Here is a 17,593-nt window from a genome sequence, read left to right as displayed (position 1 = left end):
GACTTGAGATTTAGAATTGATCTAAAATTTAAGGAAGGTTAAAGTTAGTATAATTCTGGTTAGAAGGTGACTTCGTAACCTAATTGTGTACGATGTTCTATGCCTCTGTCCCCAGCAATGGCTGTTGGGTGGTATCCAACTCTATCTACAGTCGAATGGAGGAAAAACTTTTCCTTTCTAGTATCATCCATACTGAGACCAGAACCTGTTGGGTGGAAGTAATAAGCATCAAAGATGTTCCAAGCATACGCAAGTAAGGTGGCAATCCCAATGTACTGCATTTCTTGGTAGTGTCTTTCTACAGATTCTCTTTGGCCCTTAAAAGGTCCAAGTTGGCTTGCAACCACTGCCTCTCCAGGTGAAACAGCAGCGGTTTGTGGTGTGAAAGCAGCACGGATCAGTCCGTTTGTTGTATAAGGATTATCTAAATTATTATAATCTCTTTTTGCATTGAGATACATGCGGTGTTTGTCATACGTAAAAAAGAGTCCAATGGCAATGATTGATGGGTAAACAATTGCTTGCACCTTTCTTCCTTGTTTCCACTGTCCCCATCCTGGGAGAACAGCAGATCGCCATGTTGCCCCTGCTCGTGTTAGATTTTTCTTTTCTGCTTCCGCAAGTCTTGCGTCTTCTTCTTGTTTTCGTTTTGCTTCTGCTTCTAGGATCGCATTGTTTTTAGCGTTTTCTTTTTCCAAACGAGCTGCTTCTTCCTGCTCTTTTTTGAGTCTTGCTGCTTCTTCTTTTTCTCGTTTGATACGTTCTTTTTCTTCTTCTGCTTTTCTGAGTTTATCTTCTTCTGCAGCTGTTAGTTGGTCTTTATAAACGACCTTTAAAATTTCAGTTTTATTGAGAACAACAGTAGTTCCATCTTCTTTTCTGATTTTAAGCTTGTATTGGTCTTGTTCTACAACTTTCCCTTTGATAGTTCCTCCTTTTTTGAGGAGAATGTTCTCTGCAGAAACGTTGGTTGATAGGAGTACCAAAAGTGTTGCGATTTTTAAGATTTGTTTTACAATTAGTTTCAAGGGAGTCTCGAATGTTGGAATATTACTTAACAATTTTTATAGTGTTACTTGCTACGTTCCAATTAATCTCTCCTATGATTTTATCGATTTGGAAGTTAGGCAAGAATTTTTTTGCAAAAGAGAAGATGAATCAGAATCCACAATTGGAAACAAATTATCCCTGTTACGAGAAAGTTTGCTCCAAATGTGGATCTTAAGTGTGGTTGTTGAAAATTTAAGCGTCTACTTCTGAAGTCAAAAAATGGTGCACTTGGTCTGCACACTTTCTTCCTTCCGAAATCGCCCATACAATCAGGGATTGTCCTCGTCTTACGTCTCCGCAAGCATAGACTTTTTGAACTGAGGTTGCAAATGATCCGGCTTTTGTGCCAAATTCTGCTTTGACATTCCCTCTGGCATCCAGTTCTAACCCTTCTTTTTGTAGATCAGCAAGCAAACCTTCTTTCACAGGGTTCACAAATCCCATGGCTAAAAAAACAAGGTCAGCAGGCCATTCGAATTCGGTTCCAGGTACTGGGACGAACTTTCCGTTTTCTTCTTTGACTTCCGATCCGTAAATGGCAGTGACTTCACCTTTCTCATTGGCTTTAAATCCCATTGTCGAAACTGCCCATTTGCGATTCACACCTTCTTCATGAGAAGTGGATGTTCGGTACATCTTTGGATACAAAGGCCAAGGAGTGGACTTGTCTCTTTCCTTAGGAGGTTCAGGGAATAATTCAATTTGTGTGACGGACTTTGCACCATGCCTGTTGGATGTTCCAACACAGTCAGATCCTGTATCACCACCACCAATCACAATCACATGTTTGTCTTTTGCATTGATGATATCAATCGCATCACCCGCAACGTGTTTGTTGTTTTTAGTCAAAAACTCCATCGCAAAATGGATTCCTTTGTGATTTCTACCTTCTACAGGCAGGTCTCTTGGCACTTCGGATCCACAAGCAAGGACAACTGCATCAAAATCATCTAATAATTGTTTTGCGGTAATATCAACCCCAACATTCACATTGGTTTTGAAAGTAACACCTTCCGCTTCCATTTGTTTCATTCGGCGGTCGATGTGTCTTTTTTCCATTTTAAAATCTGGAATTCCGTAACGGAGTAGGCCACCAATCCGATCATTTTTTTCGAAGATAGTGACTGTGTGACCTGCACGAGCTAACTGTTGTCCTGCGGCAAGACCAGCTGGTCCCGATCCGACAACTGCTACTTTTTTGCCTGATTTAGAAACAGGAGATTGCGGGATGACCCATCCTTCTTCCCAAGCACGGTCGATGATGGTTCGTTCAATGGACTTGATGGATACTGGTGGTTCAATGATCCCAAGGGTACAAGCAGACTCACATGGAGCAGGGCATAACCTTCCCGTAAACTCAGGGAAGTTATTCGTTTTCGAAAGATTTTCCCAAGCTTCTTTCCAGCGACCTCGGTAAACAAAGTCATTGAATTCAGGGATGAGGTTGTCCACAGGGCAACCAGTGTCGCCATGGCAAAACGGAATCCCGCAGTCCATACAACGAGCTCCTTGGTCTTTGGCAACAACCTCAGGAAAAGGTTTTTCAAACTCTTTATAGTTTTTAACTCTTTCCTTCGGATCAATCTTTTGAAGGTATTCTTTTTTAAATTCTAAAAATCCTGTTGGTTTACCCACGAGTTGTTACCCCCTCTGTTTTTTGTTTTTCCGATCCATTTTCCGAAGCCATTTTTTCTAAGGCTTTTTTATAATCTCTCGGAATTACTTTGATCATTTGTTTTACGACTTCATTCCAATTGTTTAGAACTTCTTCTGCACGTTTGGACCCAGTGTATTTTTTATGGTCTTCTACCATTTTTTTAACTTCTGCAATTTCTGATGCATCAGTTAACGGATCTAAGTCGACCATTTCCTTGTTGATGAGAGCTTCTTTGTTTTTCTTTGGATCCCAGAGGTAAGCAATTCCACCTGACATACCCGCAGCAAAGTTACGACCAATCTCACCTAAGATGATCACTCGTCCCCCGGTCATGTATTCACAACCATGGTCACCAGTTCCTTCCACGATGACATGAGCTCCTGAGTTTCTCACACAGAAACGTTCACCGGCCATACCGTTTACATAAGCATGTCCACTAGTGGCACCGATGAAACATGTGTTACCGATAACGATGTTTTCCTCTGCTTTGTAAGGAGCATTTTTAGGAGTTTGGAAGATGAGTTTTCCACCACAAAGTCCTTTTCCTACATAGTCATTTCCTTCACCCACCAGGCGAAGTGTCATACCTTTCGTAACAAATGCACCAAACGACTGTCCTGCGGTTCCAGTAAACTCAATGTCGATTGTATCTTCAGAAAGACCATCCACTCCGTATTTTTTAGTGACTTCGTGGCTGAGCATCGTTCCGACAGAACGGTTTAAGTTCACAATGGATGTTTGGATTTTCACAGGTTGTTTGTGATCAATCGCCGCAAGGGACTTACGAATGAGTTCGTTATCAATCTGTTCATCCAAGTGGTGGTTTTGTTCTTTAGCACGATAGAGTCCTGTAGGGAATACAGGGTTTGGTCTATGGAGCACTTTGCTAAAGTCAAGTCCACGAGCTTTCCAATGGTGGTGAGGTCGTTTGAATTTGATTTTTTCCACTTGGCCAATCATTTCTTCGAAAGTTCTGAAACCAAGTTTTGCCATGATCTCACGTACTTCTTCCGCAACAAAGGTCATAAAGTTCACAACATACTCAGGTTTTCCTGTGAACTTACTTCTTAAAAATTCATCTTGAGTTGCAACTCCCACTGGGCATGTATTGAGATGGCATTTACGCATCATAATACAGCCAACAGATACCAGTGCAGAAGTGGAAAATCCAAACTCTTCAGCGCCGAGGAGGGCTCCCACAACTACGTCTTTTCCTGTGAGGAGTTTTCCATCCACTGCTAGATACACGCGGTCACGTAAACCGTTTGCAACGAGTGTTTGGTGGGTTTCCGAAAGTCCAAGTTCCCAAGGTGTTCCTGCATGGTGGATGGAAGAAATAGGACTTGCTCCCGTTCCCCCTTCGTGACCTGCGATGAGGATATGGTCTGCATGTGCTTTTGCAACCCCTGCTGCCACTGTTCCCACTCCCGATTCTGAAACTAGTTTTACAGAGATACGAGCTCTTGGGTTTGAGTTTTTTAAATCGAAGATGAGCTGTTTTAAGTCTTCAATCGAATAAATATCATGGTGAGGAGGAGGGGAGATGAGTGTTACACCTGGAGTTGAGTAACGTAACCATCCAATGTATTTGTCTACCTTGTGCCCTGGTAACTGTCCACCTTCTCCTGGTTTTGCGCCCTGTGCCATCTTGATTTGGATGTCATCTGCATTCGTGAGGTATTCCATTGTCACACCAAACCTTGCGGAAGCAACCTGTTTGATCGCCGAACGCATGCTATCTCCATTTGGGAGGGTTTTGAAACGAACTGGGTCTTCTCCACCTTCTCCCGTATTGGATTTTGCTCCAATGCGGTTCATGGCAATGGCAAGAGTTGTATGTGCTTCCCAAGAAATAGAACCATGGCTCATCGCTCCTGTTTGGAAACGTTTGAGAATGGATTTTACCGATTCCACTTCTTCAATTGGAATTGCCTTTGATCCTTCAAAGTCCAATTGGAACAAACTTCTAAGTGTGATCGCTCTTTCGTTTTGGTTATCGATGAGAGCAGAAAACTCTTTGAACGTTTTGTAATCGTTTTCTTGTGTTGCCTTTTGTAATTTATGAACTGTGATCGGAGTGTAAAGATGGCTATCTCCATTTTTACGGTAATAATGAACTCCACCAGGTTCTAAGTTGTTAGGGAAAAAAGTTGGGTCATAAGCTGCTTTGTGCCTTCTGACAGTTTCTTCTTCCAACATCTCAAGAGAAAGTCCTTCAATTCTGGATTGTGTTCCCGCAAAATACGTGTTCACAAGTTCGGAATCAAGTCCTACAGCTTCAAAAATTTGAGCACCGCAATACGATTGTAATGTGGAAATCCCCATTTTAGAGAATACTTTGAAGAGTCCTTTTCCAATGGATTTGATGTATTTTTTCTTTGCATCTTTGTAATTCGGTACTTCTGGTAAAAGTCCTTGAAGAGACAAATCAGCAATGGTTTCGAATGCTAAATATGGGTTGATGGCATTGGCACCATATCCGCATAACAAAGCGAAGTGAGCCACTTCTCTTGGTTCTCCAGATTCCAAAACAATCCCTGCTTTTGTACGGAGTCCTTCTCGGATGAGGTAGTGGTGGAGTCCAGCGACTGCGAGTAAGGAAGGAATGGCTGCCTTTTTTTCTCCCACTGCATGGTCAGTGAGGATGATGAGGTTTACCCCTTGTTCCCTGATCGCTTTTGCTGCATCCGCGCACACTCTATCGAGTGAGTTACGCATATCATGTTTTTTGGAAGGATCAAAAAGGATATCAAAGGTTTTTGCTTTAAAATGCCCTTCACTGATTTGTTTGATCTTTTCAAAATCTTCGTTTGTAAGAATTGGGTGTTCCAACTCTAGCCTGTGAGCATGTTCTGGTTCTTCCGAAAGAAGGTTGCCTTCCGGACCAATGTAAGTTGTGAGTTCCATCACCAATTCTTCACGGATAGGGTCAATCGGTGGGTTTGTTACTTGGGCAAAGTTTTGTTTGAAGTAACGGAAGAGAGGTTGTGGTTTTTCACTGAGGACAGCAAGAGAGGAATCCACTCCCATGGAACCGACTGGTTCTTCCCCTGAAACTCCCATCGGTTTGATGAGGGTAAACACGTCTTCGTGTGTGTATCCAAATGCTCTTTGTCTTTCTAAAATGGTTTCGTGTTGTGGTTGTTTTACGTTCTCAGGGTCAGGTAGAGAACCCAATCGAATCATATTGTCTTCTACCCATTTGCGGTATGGTTTTTGGGTAGAGATTTGTTTTTTGATTTCTTCATCGTCAAGGATTTGTCCTTTCTCCATATCGATGAGAAGCATCCTTCCTGGGCGAAGTCTGTCTTGGACAAGGACTTCTTCTGGTGGTAAATTGAGTACTCCCGCTTCGGAAGACATGATCACTTCATCATCTTTGGTAACGATATAACGAGCAGGTCTTAAACCATTCCGGTCAAGAGTGGCACCAATAATCCTTCCATCAGTAAAAGCAATCGCAGCAGGACCATCCCATGGTTCCATAAATGTGGCATGGTATTCGTAGAACGCGCGTCTGTCGGCATCCATAGCTTTATTTTTTGACCAAGCTTCTGGGATCATCATCATCACTGAGTGAGGTAAAGACCTTCCACCCATCACAAGTAGTTCAAGGACAGTATCAAATGTTGCCGTATCTGATTGGCCTTCCATGACGATCGGAAGCATTCTTTTTAGTTCATCACCATATAACGGAGATTGCATGACCATTTGGCGGGCTGCCATCCAGTTCATGTTCCCACGTAATGTATTAATCTCACCATTGTGAGCAATTTGTCGGTAAGGGTGAGCCAAATCCCAAGTTGGGAAGGTGTTTGTCGAAAATCTGGTGTGAGTCAAACAGAACGCCGAAGTAAGGTCGGGTGACTTTAGGTCTTCGTAGAATTTTTTAACTTGGTCACCAAGTAACATCCCTTTGTATACGATGGTTCTAGAAGAAAAACTTGGTACGTAGTATTGGGAACGATCGAGTTTTAGTTCCGCACGAATTCGTCTATCAATGAGTCGTCTGATAAGGAATAGTTTTCTTTCAAAATCATCAGAAGTTTTGATTTTTTTGGATTTTTTCCCGATGAACACTTGTTTGAATACAGGAATGGTTTTGGAGGCAACCACTCCCGCATATTCTTTGTTAACTGGAACATCACGAAACCCAAGGAATTCTTCCCCTTCGTCGATGATGATCTTTTCGATCACGTTTTCAACGGCCGCTCTCACTTCCGCATTTTGAGGTAAAAATAAAAATCCAACAGCATAATCACCTTCTTTAGGAAGGGTGAAGGGTAGGTTTTTGCGGAAAAAAGCATCTGGCAGGTTGATCATAATCCCTGCACCGTCTCCCGTTTTTGGATCCGCACCTTCGGCTCCTCGGTGTTCGAGGTTACACATGAGGCGGATGCCTTTGTCTACGATGTCACGGGAACGTTTGCCCTTATAGTTTGCGATAAAACCAACACCACAGGAGTCTTTGTCCATGGCAGGATCATACATACCTTGGGCCTGTGGGCCGAGTGGCGGAAGGATGGGTGGTTGGTTGGATTTTGACATACGTACCCTACTCTAAAGCAATTACTGTACCTTGTTTTAGAATTTGGGTGTACTGTCCAATTATTTTGTTTTCAGCAAAATGATTTATTTTTAGGCAAAACTAAAGCCATAAAAATGTCTATCATTTGATCATTTAGCATAATATATACAAAATCGGATTATAAATATAGCATATTTATATTTAGTCTAAAGTTTGGCGGAGTACAAGAAAGAAGCGAACTGCAACTTCCATAGGAAGATCGCTTAAATCCCAACGTTCCATTTGAGAAGAGGTGAACAGTTCTTTCGTATGGTTCAATGTGGTGGTCAGTTCGGAATTTGGATCGAGTAAGGATTTTGCTAACTTACGTGTGGATTCGTAATTTTTTCTGGATTGGACCCAGAAGTATTTTGAGGGAAGTTCTAAACGTACCATCAAATCTTCGGTTTGTTTCAATTCCTGTAATTTCTCTTTTCCCTTCTTTGATATTCCATATAACGCATAACCATCCGACAAACGTTCGATTTGGTAGGTTACCCCCATTTTTTTACCGATCCAATAATAAAAATGTACACCAAAACTGAGATACCCGACAAGAAGGATGACAATACCTGTTTTCATGTTTTGATTCTCTTCTTGTTTTAAACTCACAAGTGTTACCAAAAGCCCCATATGGCCGACTGCCAGTAAACAAAACGAAAAAAACCAATTTGCATTCGAAATGGAATGATCCCATTGGATCGGGAACAACGAATCTGGTCTTACAAATGAAAGGTTTGGTAAATCATGGGAATTTAATAGGGAATTCGGTGTTAGTGGGATTGGCAATTTTGGGAATGGGTCACCTAACTCATCTTCAATGGGTAGTGGCATAAATCGATAGAATTTTTTAAGTTCCCGGTTTAAATCTAAGTAACGGCTAAACTCTTTTGATTTGTCCGTGTATTTTCTAACTGTAATGGTCGAAACCGGAATCAGTAAACCTAACTTATGTTTGAGATAAATAGTATCTGTATATTTCCAGCCATCTTTTTTGGATTCCGCATCAGAATGGATTTGGTATGAAACCCAATCGGAAAAAGGGATTCCCAAATCATTTATTCCTTGAGTATCTCCAAACCGAACCTGTTTCGACTCTCCGTCCACTTGTACATGGTAGGAAAACGAATTGGTTTCCTGATAAGATTTCACACAAACCAAGCTGAGTGGGGTAAACGTGAGAAGGGAAAAGAGAATCCCTTTTTTTCCGATCGTGGAGTGTTTCCAAAAAAGGATACCGAGTAGAGATAGAATCCCCAAAACAATCGATCCCGATAATAGTACGTAAGGATGCACATTTGCCCCTTGGATCAAAATAGAATTTTGTAAAAATGTTGTTTCCACGCATCAAAAATCTTTTTGATTTTTTTCAATTTGTCAACTAGCCTTATGCCAATGAAAATAAGATTTGTATCCGCCTGGTTTGTATTAGGATTTTTTTACCTGCTTCCTTACAATTCCAGATTACTCGCAAAAGAGATTCCGAAATTAGAATCGAGAGTTACTTTTGAAGAAGGAACAATTCCTAAAGATGTGGCTTTAGAATGGGAATCAATCCTAGCCGAACACGAAAAACAAACATCAAACCAAGTAGCGATTCTTGTCGTACAATCACTTGAAGGTGAGATCTTAGAAGAGTATAGCTTAAAAGTGGCGGAAAACTGGAAACTTGGTAGGGAAGGTTCCGATAATGGAGTTCTAGTATTACTTGCCATTGATGACAGAAAAGTTCGGATTGAAGTTGGTTATGGTTTGGAAGGTGTTCTCACTGATGTGTACTGCAAACGAATCATACGAGATACCATGATCCCTCATTTCCGAAAAGGAGATTACACAACTGGGATTCGATTGGGATTGGAACAGTTGTTGCAAACTGCAACAATTGGAGTCACTCCAGAAGAACCATCCCTATTTCAAAAATTCCAATCCTTTCGAGGTTTCGATTTCCAAGGGAATTGGTTTTTATACCCTTTGGGTTGTTTGTTTGTAGGAGTTTTGTTTTTATTTGCTTTCATTTCGGCCTTTCATTATGAAGCGGAAGGTGTTGGTATGTTTTTTTTCATATTGGTGTTCTTCCAATGGGTACCAACAATGTTCTTTGGTTATTATGCTTGGGTTTTTTGTAATTTGGTTTATGGGTTCGGTTTTCTTTTTGTAAGGCTCACAAGGGATAAAGTGAAATGGGTAAAACACATTGCATCAAAGGTAACAGACAATGTATTTTTCTCATCCGGTGGATTTTCTGGAAGTAGTGGGAGTGGGTCTTCAGGAGGTTCGAGTGGTGGATTTAGTGGTGGAGGAGGAAGTTTTGGTGGAGGGGGTTCGAGTGGAAGTTGGTAATGAAATTAAGCTCGCTTAGCTGAATCTTTAAATCATTTTTTTTTCGATTACCGAACCCTAACCAAAAGTTGTCTGTCATTTGGACGACTAAAAATGGTATGCTGATAAGCGCAATGCTTGTAACCGACAACACCTCTTTCCTTTATTTGGATTTGAGTCCTAGCCAGTCTAATATCCGTTCAACTGCTTCTTCTTTGGAAAGTTTGGATAAATTCAATTTAAAGTGTGCAGCTTCTTGGTAAACGGGAAGTCTTTTTTCTAAAATCTGTTTGTAAGAAGTTACTTTCGAAAGGTCGGGTCTTGTTTTATCCCCTTTTACTTTTTCCACAAGCTCTTCAATACCACGTTCTAAGTAAACAATGCGGCCAATCTTTCGTAATAAGTCCAACTTTCTTTGGCTCACAATTTCATTGCCAACATCATCTAAATCAAATAAGATTCCACCACCACAATCTAAAATAATGCCATTTGCATTTTGTAGTTTTTGCAAAATAGAATATTCTAATTCACGAAAAGCCTTCCATCCGTTTTTATCTACAAACTTAGGGATTGGTAACCCACCGGCCTCATAAACCGCTATGGAATCCGTTGAAACTACTGGAATTTCTGTTTGTTTTGATAAATTACGGGAAACTTTTGATTTCCCCGCTCCTCTGGCCCCAATAAAGATGATGTTCATCTAAGAGTAAATCCTTAGTTTGTTTTAAACATTTAACAAATCGGCAAGACCTGCTTGTAAGTCAGGAATGTGAACAAAGTAAGTTTCGATATCTGCATCAGTAACACCTGTTTGGCTGAGAGCAAATGGCGAAATCGGAACTGATTCTCCACCAATATCAATCCCAATCCCTGATACGACAATGAGGATACTTGCTATATGCACAACTGAAGTGAGGAGAGGATTTACTTTGGAATTTTCAGGAGTGAGGTAGTTTGCCACAACATCGGTAAGGTCAACAGGGAAGTTCCATCGTTTTAAAAGTGTTTCGGAAACTTCCATGTGTGTGTAACCGAAGTATTTTTTTTCTAATGTAGGGAATGGTTCTTGGTTGTTTTTTAAGTCTGCTTTGAGTTGCATCATCACAGGGCTAAAGAACTGAGCTAATACAATTTTTCCCACACTACACAAAAGACCTGAAGTAAAGGCTAAGTCTTTATCAATTTTTAACTTTTTGTGTTGGACGATTTTACTAGAAAGTTCTGCAACAAGTAAGGATGCAGTCCATAATTGTGCCGCTTCCAATTGGTAACTGTTTAAGTCTTGCGCAAGGATTCCCTTTGCTGCAGTAAGAAGTACAATTTCTTTTACCGTTTTGATCCCTAAAGTCATCAATGCTTCTTGGACAGTTCGAATCGGTTTGGAAGCTCGGTAATAAGCCGAATTAGAGAGTTTGATTACATTGGCCGTAATGGCTGGGTCTTTAGAAATTTCTTGTGCTAAGTCAGCAATGTTGACATCGGGTTTTTGTAATTTTTCCAATACCTTGGAAACAACCGATGAAATGGCCGGTAGTTTATTTACGTCTTGTAATACTTCATCAACTTTTGATTTTAGCATATCGCCTAACGCACCTTATAAAGGTATTTTTCCATACCAGCTTTTTTTAGCAAAACGCGACCGTCATCGCAGTAGAGACTGATGGTTCTTCCCTCGTTACCAGCTACATCTTCCACAATGATTGGGATTTTTTTTTCTTCCATAAACTTTCTGACGATGAGAATGTTCTGTTCCCCAATATTTTGTAAGAATTGGGAATTGATTCCTTTAAACATGGAAGCACCACCAAAAATTCGGCAAGAGAATTGCCCAATGTTTGATCCTTCCTTTTTCATCATATCAATGAGGATTGGAAGTGCTGTTTCTCCATATTTGTGAGGAAACTTACTCATGTCTTTTCCAGTTGGATCTTTTGCGAGCATGATGTGTGAAATGGCACCAATTTTTTGGTCGGGGTCATACAAGACGATTCCAATGCAGGAACCCAATGTAGTCCGGAGTACATCCGTATCTTTTCCGACCTTAATGTCAGCAATTCCCACATTGATGATTTTGGATTTTATAGACATTCTTCTTGTTTCTAGAGAGAGGAACCGTTATTTAGGTATAATAGATAGTCACTTCTCAGTATGCGTTCAATCAAAAAAACTACTCCACCAAGAAAATCTGCCAAAAAAGGTTTCAAAACCAAAGAACCTTACCTATTTAAAACCATTGACAAAACAGAAGTCCATATTTTAGGAACTGCCCACATCTCCAAACAAAGTGTGGAAGAAGTTGAAAAACTGATCCAAAGTATCAAACCGGATGTCATTTGTGTTGAGTTATGTGAATCACGCATGAAGTCTGTGGAAGACCCAGACTATCTTAAAAAATTAGATATTTTTAAAGTGTTCAAAGAACGAAAGATGTGGTTATTACTTTCGAGTCTCATCCTCTCTTCGTTTCAGAAAAAAATGGGGAACCAAGACATCAAACCAGGAGATGAAATGCGTAAAGCCATCTCTCTTGGAAAATCACTCAAAAAACCGGTCCTTCCAGTTGACCGAGAAATCCAAACCACTCTCAAACGTTCGTGGGGCAATGTTGGATTTTTTTCTAAGATGTATCTCTTTAGTGCCTTACTTGCATCATTACTTGTCAAAGAAGATGTTTCTGATGAAAAAATTGAAGAAATGAAATCAGATGATATCCTAAAAGATTTATTCTCACAAATTCCAAAAAAATACGAATCTATCAAAAATGTTATCATTGATGAAAGGGATGTATACTTAGCCGAAAAAATCCGCGTTTCTACCTTAGATAAAAAGGTAAAAAAAGTAGTAGCAGTTGTGGGAGCAGGCCACCTCGCTGGGATCGAAAGGAATATAGATTTACAAAATGACTTATCGGTGTTAGACGAAGTACCCAAACCAAAACTTTGGGATAGTCTGAGTCTTATCATCTACCCTGTGTTTTTTGCTGGGCTTATTGGTTATACCACTTGGAGCCAAGGGGGAGAAGCGGGTTTGGATTTGTTTTCTAAACTCATTTACATCAAAGGAGGGCTTGCTGCTCTCGGAGCACTCATTGCATGGGCACACCCCATTTCCATTTTACTTGCTTTCATTACAGCACCCATTGGAACTTTTGTTCCCATTTTTAAGGCGGGTTGGGTGAGTGCCTTATCTGAGTCCTATTTACGAAAACCACTGGTAGAAGATTTTGAAAGAATTGCAGAAGATTCAGAAACCTTTCAAGGGTTTTGGAAAAATAGAGTTTTGCATATCTTTTTGGTTTTTTTCCTCCCCCAATTTGGGTCCACAATTGGAACCTTTATTGTCGCAGGAAAAGGCTTGAAGAATTTATTTTAAACTGGTAATCTGATTGTAAGGGTTCTTCGTCTAAAGACAAGGGAACAACAATGAAACGTAAGGCAAGTTTAGGGTTCATTCTGCTGTTTTTACTCTATTTAGGGTGTAAATCTTCCCTTTTTGGGGTATGTTTATCTCCTGAATCCTTCGTTCAGAAATCCTCACTCCCTCCTTGCCACCAAACACAAGCAGGTGAATCGGACAAAAAAGACAATTGTGATTGTCCGATTGTCTTAGAATCACTCCAATCTTCACCTGATTCGGATCTTTCAATCGGCAAACCAATGATGACATTGGTTGTTTGGTCAGATTCCCGTGGGTCTTTTGTTTCCTTGTTAAAACCGCGACCAACCGAGAGTTGGATTGCCAAATCACAACACAAACTCCCTCCTCATATTCCCACTCGTACCATCCACCTTCTGATTTGAGAATGGCACACCTTGTACTGAGGTGAACCGATTTCAAATAATTAAAATCACTACAGAAGGATTAGAATATGAATCGCAAAGAATTATTACAAAAAGCAGGAATGGCAGTGGCTGTTTCTGGAATTTTATCAACACTTTCCGCAGAAGACCATAACCACGAAAGTGCAAGTATGCCCACTGCAGGGAAATCCAAATACGCAAAAGCGATGATGGCAGCAATCCATTGCCAATTATCAGCAGAAGTATGCCTCAGTCATTGTATCACCGAACTTGGAAAAGGTGATAAAGCGATGGCAGCATGTGCGGCCTCCACTCGTGAAGTGATTAGCCTTTGTGACTCGTTTGTGAAACTTGCGAGCCAAAGTTCAACGTTTACCAAGAAACTAGCAAATTTATGTGTGGAAGTCTGTGAAGCTTGTGCAAAAGAATGTGATAAACATGCCAATCACCATGCAGTTTGCAAAGAATGTAGAGACAGTTGTCTTGCTTGTGCAAAAGAACTAAAAAAAGTTTAAGTTCGGGTTAGAACTTTATTTTTAGAAGCTGTCCATCGTTTGGTGGACAGCTTTTTTTATGTATTACCGTTTGGATTTCTTTTTCGGTTTTGCCTTTGGTTTCGGAGTCTGTTTCACTTTCTGTTTTGTTTTTGGTGACGGTTTCGACAACTCTTTGTTAGAAGAAGATTTCTTTTTTGCTAACGTTGCTTGATTCTTTTTATAAACAGCTGGTTCATATTTAGAAAAATCAACCTCGATTTTTTTAGGGACTGCAAAGTCAGGATTTGCTTTCGGACTTGGTGCGATATTAATATTATCTTTTGGTGTTCCTAAAAATTCACGTAATGTTCGGATGTTTTCATTCCTGCGTACAAGATTGTAATTCCCTGGAATGTCAAACCAAAGGTCACGTCCTTGTCCAAACTCGGTACTTTCTTGAGGGGGAAAACTAAAATCTTCAATGGCAGAGAGTGGTTGGAAAAGTGGAAAAAATAATGCGTTTTTATAATTGGTTTTCACCCAATCCGATTCAAAACCCCAATACGAAAATCTTGTATTGGTAAATCGATCAGATCCATGAAAGGGAGTTCCAAGAGTGATTAATCTTTTTACTTTTCGTCTCGCTTCATCTGGTAAAATCAAAACCAATAGACCACCAGTATTATGAGCGATCAAAGTAACTTCGTTAGGTGCTGTTAAAATTTGTTTCGCTAAGTGTTGGATTGCTTCTTCTAACGAAGTGGGGTTTCGTAAAGTAGACAAAATCCCAACTTTGAAACCCAGATTGTCTAAATTTGACTTTAGTCTTGCATAAAAAAAACGACCGGCTCTAAACCCAGGCACAATGAGAATATTTTTATCTTTATTGTTATCAATCGACAAATGACTAGGCAGGTAAAATGATACAAAAGCCCAAAATCGTTCCAGATATTCCATGAAGCGAAACATGAATTTGATGATTCAATCTGACACAATTCTTGTCTAGGAAAATCAATTCCAGGGGAAGAATTCCTGAATTGACCTCTAACCGACTCCACATAGGATTGCCTTTTAGTAAGCTATGTTACATTCGGTGCGCTTTTTTTTGTTCTTTTTGGTTTTGCCGTCCTATCTCTCGGCAAATCCTGGGACTTATGAGGATGCAGCCAAATTACTCCCTGAAATTTGGGAGACAAAATACCCACTTCCTTATGGAAAACTCATTAAGAAGGACCCTCTCAATCAGGGGATCCGTCAGATTTCTCGTAAAAAAGGAAAGTATTGGGTGTACAATTTCGAAGTATTTATGCCAAAGTACGAAAGGAAAGAAACGACGCCGGTTCCAAAACGGGAAGGTCGTAATATTCATGTCTTTTTTTTCTGGAATCCGGGAATCATTGATGAACCCCACCGGATCGAATTAGGGGAACCACACGAAGGGAAATGAAATGGAGAAAGAAACCGTAGACCAACTGATCCGCGAGACGATGAAACAGGCAGGTCTTTCTGATGCGTTCATCGCTGACTTTATACTTAAAGTAGACGCAGTCCGTAATGGTGAAACAGGGATCGTACGTTGGGAAGAGGTAGGAGATTTAGACCCCAAATCTGACGAAATTTCCCTTGAGTCCATCCATGATTCTTATCCTCTCGATACCACACTTCTATCGAAACTTGTTGTCATCAAGTTGAATGGGGGACTTGGGACAAGTATGGGACTCGACAAAGCAAAGTCCCTCATCCCGATCAAAGGGAATTTGTCTTTTTTATCCGTGATGGCAAAACAAATTGAATACCTTCGTAATCAATATGGTATCGATGTTCCTTTGTTATTCATGGATTCTTATAATACCCAAGAAGATTCTCAAAAAGAATTAAATCATAGTGGATTCAAACAATCGTTACGTTCTAGTTTTTTACAACATAAAGTTCCAAGATTAGAGGCAAAAACCTTTGCTCCCATCAAAACCAATGTAGAAAAGGAAAATTGGTGCCCACCTGGTCATGGTGATATTTATTTTACCATGATGGAAGAAGGGATTTTAGATGAACTTCTCTCCAAAGGATTTGAAATTGCTTTCCTTTCCAATGGGGATAATTTAGGCGCAACTGTAGACCCTCAAATCGTATCCTACTTACTCAAAGAAGATATCCATTTTGCAATGGAAATGACACCAAAAACTTTAGCGGATAAAAAAGGTGGAGCCATTTATCGTAAGTTAGTTGGTGGTAAAATGATTCAATACGAATTATTGGAAACGGCTCAAGTTCCAAAAGAACACGAACACGAATTTAGTGGACTTGGAAAATTCAGAACGTTTTCTACCAATAATCTTTGGATCAATTTGCGTGCACTCAAAGAAAGATTTCAAAAAGGAAACTTTTCTTTATCTCTCATCGTCAATCCAAAACAAGTTTCTGGAAAGGATGTCATCCAACTGGAAACAGCAATGGGAAGTGCGGTTGGTAATTTTTCAAAGTTTAAAGGGATCATCATTCCAAGAGATCGATTTGCACCTGTCAAAAAAACAGAAGACTATTTGATCCGCCGTTCGGATGCCTATGTATTAAATGAAGATTTTTCGTTAACAATGACAAGAGAAAGAAAGCAAAAAGGACTTGGCGAAGTTCTTGTTTCTTTGGATGAAAAATTCTATAAAAAAATCCAACAATTTGATACATTGTTTGTGGCCTTACCATCTTTAGTTGAATGTGAAGAATTGGTTGTGGAAGGTGAGATTTTATTTGATGTTCCTGTGAAAATAAAGGGAAAGGTGAAATTCCAAAACGTTTCTGGTTCACTTCAGAAAATTTCATCTTTATCAAAAACTGAATTTGAAAACCAAATCATTTCATTATGAGAGGTTTGATTGGTTCTATCACTTTTGTATTTTTACTGGATTGTGGTTCGCCATTTTCGTTTCGTTCTGCTTGTTATGAGCGGAATAAGTGTTCTACAATTGAAGGTGCATGTTTTTTACGGAACGATGCATTTTATCGAGTATCAACTGGGGCGTCTACTTACAGTAACGCAGATTTGGCGGCCATTGTGGGTAGTTGCCTAGGATTAGAAAAAGTCTGTCGAAAAAACTGCGAAAGTGGAACTATTTATTAATTTCTGTTTTGAATCTTTCTTTGATTTGTAACATCGCACGGAGGATGTAATCTTCATTCATTGAAATTCGCCAGTTCATAAGAGATCCTTCGTAGAGATTGATCAGATCCCTTGCTAATTCTAATTCTTTTGTATTTTTTTGTATCAATCCTTTTGATTTCCATTTCTGAATGGCTGTACTTAAAATTGACTCCCAACGAATGACAATCCTTTTGAATTCATCACTAAATGGTTTTTCGCCTACAGGGAATTGGCTAGAAAAAATGGCAATGGGGCAACCTTGGTAATATGAATCATTCGTTCTTACTTGGTCTAACATTGCTTGGGACATTTCCGATATAAAGTCATTGGGTGTAGAGGAATTACGAAGGATTTTGCGAAACCATACAAGCACATCAACACCATAGGCTCTAATGACGTGAACACCTAAAGTTTGTTTGGAGGGGAAATGATCATAAAAACTTGCTTTAGCTGTCGCAGATTCTCGGATGATTTGGTTGATCCCCGTGTGGTGATACCCTTGCCTGTAAAATCTGTTTTTGGCAATTTCGAGAATCCTAATTTTGGGTGAACGTTTCATTCGTCTCCACTAGAGTCCAATTTGCAATT

At 40.0% G+C, this 17,593-nt stretch carries 16 protein-coding genes; 7 read left to right on the top strand and 9 right to left on the bottom strand.

What is annotated here, in order from left to right; genetic code table 11:
- Nucleotides 1-59: 59 nt before the first annotated feature.
- The 4 genes from DI076_RS17630 to DI076_RS17610 form a co-directional block, all read right to left on the bottom strand.
- Nucleotides 60-1,028 carry an LA_0442/LA_0875 N-terminal domain-containing protein gene (locus DI076_RS17630; RefSeq protein WP_100727975.1) on the bottom strand — a complete coding sequence of 323 codons (969 nt, stop codon included), beginning with the start codon at nt 1,026-1,028 and terminating at the stop codon, nt 60-62.
- Nucleotides 1,029-1,242: 214 nt separating this feature from the next.
- Nucleotides 1,243-2,685 carry a glutamate synthase subunit beta gene (locus tag DI076_RS17620; protein ID WP_108961162.1) on the bottom strand — a complete coding sequence of 481 codons (1,443 nt, stop codon included), beginning with the start codon at nt 2,683-2,685 and terminating at the stop codon, nt 1,243-1,245.
- A complete protein-coding gene (gltB, locus tag DI076_RS17615; RefSeq protein ID WP_108961161.1) occupies nt 2,678-7,255 on the bottom strand; it encodes a glutamate synthase large subunit in 4,578 nt (1,525 codons plus the stop codon). The genes DI076_RS17620 and gltB overlap by 8 nt, the downstream gene beginning before the upstream one ends.
- 181 nt (nt 7,256-7,436) lie before the next feature.
- Nucleotides 7,437-8,618 (bottom strand): hypothetical protein, encoded by a 1,182-nt coding sequence (locus DI076_RS17610; RefSeq protein WP_108961160.1) that lies wholly within the window; start codon nt 8,616-8,618, stop codon nt 7,437-7,439.
- 51 nt (nt 8,619-8,669) lie between these two features.
- Here DI076_RS17610 and DI076_RS17605 point away from each other — a divergent pair, with 51 nt between their 5' ends.
- Entirely contained in the window at nt 8,670-9,614 is a 945-nt protein-coding gene (locus tag DI076_RS17605; protein WP_245918552.1) for a TPM domain-containing protein, read from the top strand.
- Between the two features lie 142 nt (nt 9,615-9,756).
- On the opposite strand, the gene DI076_RS17600 is transcribed toward DI076_RS17605, so the two are convergent.
- The 3 genes from DI076_RS17600 to DI076_RS17590 are packed head-to-tail and all read right to left on the bottom strand — an operon-like array spanning nt 9,757 to nt 11,681.
- The gene (locus DI076_RS17600) at nt 9,757-10,293 is read right to left on the bottom strand and encodes a shikimate kinase (protein WP_108961158.1); all 537 of its coding nucleotides are present in this window, start codon (nt 10,291-10,293) and stop codon (nt 9,757-9,759) included.
- Nucleotides 10,294-10,317: 24 nt separating this feature from the next.
- A complete protein-coding gene (locus DI076_RS17595; RefSeq protein WP_108961157.1) occupies nt 10,318-11,172 on the bottom strand; it encodes an HDOD domain-containing protein in 855 nt (284 codons plus the stop codon).
- A gap of 5 nt (nt 11,173-11,177) precedes the next feature.
- Entirely contained in the window at nt 11,178-11,681 is a 504-nt protein-coding gene (locus DI076_RS17590) for a chemotaxis protein CheD (protein WP_108961156.1), read from the bottom strand.
- 60 nt (nt 11,682-11,741) lie between these two features.
- Between DI076_RS17590 and DI076_RS17585 the strand changes: the two genes are divergently transcribed.
- From DI076_RS17585 to DI076_RS17575, 3 genes are all read left to right on the top strand, one after another.
- Entirely contained in the window at nt 11,742-12,965 is a 1,224-nt protein-coding gene (locus tag DI076_RS17585) for a TraB/GumN family protein (protein WP_108961155.1), read from the top strand.
- A gap of 50 nt (nt 12,966-13,015) precedes the next feature.
- Complete coding sequence (locus tag DI076_RS17580) at nt 13,016-13,393, top strand: hypothetical protein (RefSeq protein WP_108961154.1); 378 nt, start codon at nt 13,016-13,018, stop codon at nt 13,391-13,393.
- A gap of 68 nt (nt 13,394-13,461) precedes the next feature.
- Entirely contained in the window at nt 13,462-13,908 is a 447-nt protein-coding gene (locus DI076_RS17575) for a four-helix bundle copper-binding protein (RefSeq protein WP_108961153.1), read from the top strand.
- Between the two features lie 63 nt (nt 13,909-13,971).
- On the opposite strand, the gene DI076_RS17570 is transcribed toward DI076_RS17575, so the two are convergent.
- Nucleotides 13,972-14,838 (bottom strand): esterase/lipase family protein, encoded by an 867-nt coding sequence (locus DI076_RS17570; RefSeq protein WP_108961152.1) that lies wholly within the window; start codon nt 14,836-14,838, stop codon nt 13,972-13,974.
- A 112-nt stretch (nt 14,839-14,950) separates the two neighbouring features.
- Between DI076_RS17570 and DI076_RS17565 the strand changes: the two genes are divergently transcribed.
- From DI076_RS17565 to DI076_RS20535, 3 genes are read left to right on the top strand one after another with little or no spacing between them, the layout of a single operon-like run.
- Nucleotides 14,951-15,316: a hypothetical protein gene (locus DI076_RS17565; protein ID WP_108961151.1), complete on the top strand. Its 366-nt coding sequence runs from the start codon at nt 14,951-14,953 to the stop codon at nt 15,314-15,316.
- Nucleotide 15,317: 1 nt separating this feature from the next.
- Nucleotides 15,318-16,730 (top strand): UTP--glucose-1-phosphate uridylyltransferase, encoded by a 1,413-nt coding sequence (locus tag DI076_RS17560; RefSeq protein WP_108961150.1) that lies wholly within the window; start codon nt 15,318-15,320, stop codon nt 16,728-16,730.
- Complete coding sequence (locus tag DI076_RS20535; protein WP_108961149.1) at nt 16,727-16,984, top strand: LA_0364 family Cys-rich lipoprotein; 258 nt, start codon at nt 16,727-16,729, stop codon at nt 16,982-16,984. Before DI076_RS17560 ends, DI076_RS20535 begins: the two co-directional genes overlap by 4 nt.
- Here DI076_RS20535 and DI076_RS17550 read toward each other — a convergent pair.
- Nucleotides 16,974-17,564: a TetR/AcrR family transcriptional regulator gene (locus DI076_RS17550; RefSeq protein WP_108961148.1), complete on the bottom strand. Its 591-nt coding sequence runs from the start codon at nt 17,562-17,564 to the stop codon at nt 16,974-16,976. The genes DI076_RS20535 and DI076_RS17550 overlap by 11 nt on opposite strands.
- Nucleotides 17,565-17,593: the final 29 nt, after the last annotated feature.

The organism is Leptospira ellinghausenii (genome assembly GCF_003114815.1).
Lineage (GTDB): Bacteria > Spirochaetota > Leptospiria > Leptospirales > Leptospiraceae > Leptospira_A > Leptospira_A ellinghausenii.
The sequence above is the reverse complement of the archived record's forward strand: the minus strand, read 5'-3'. Positions and strand labels throughout refer to the sequence as shown.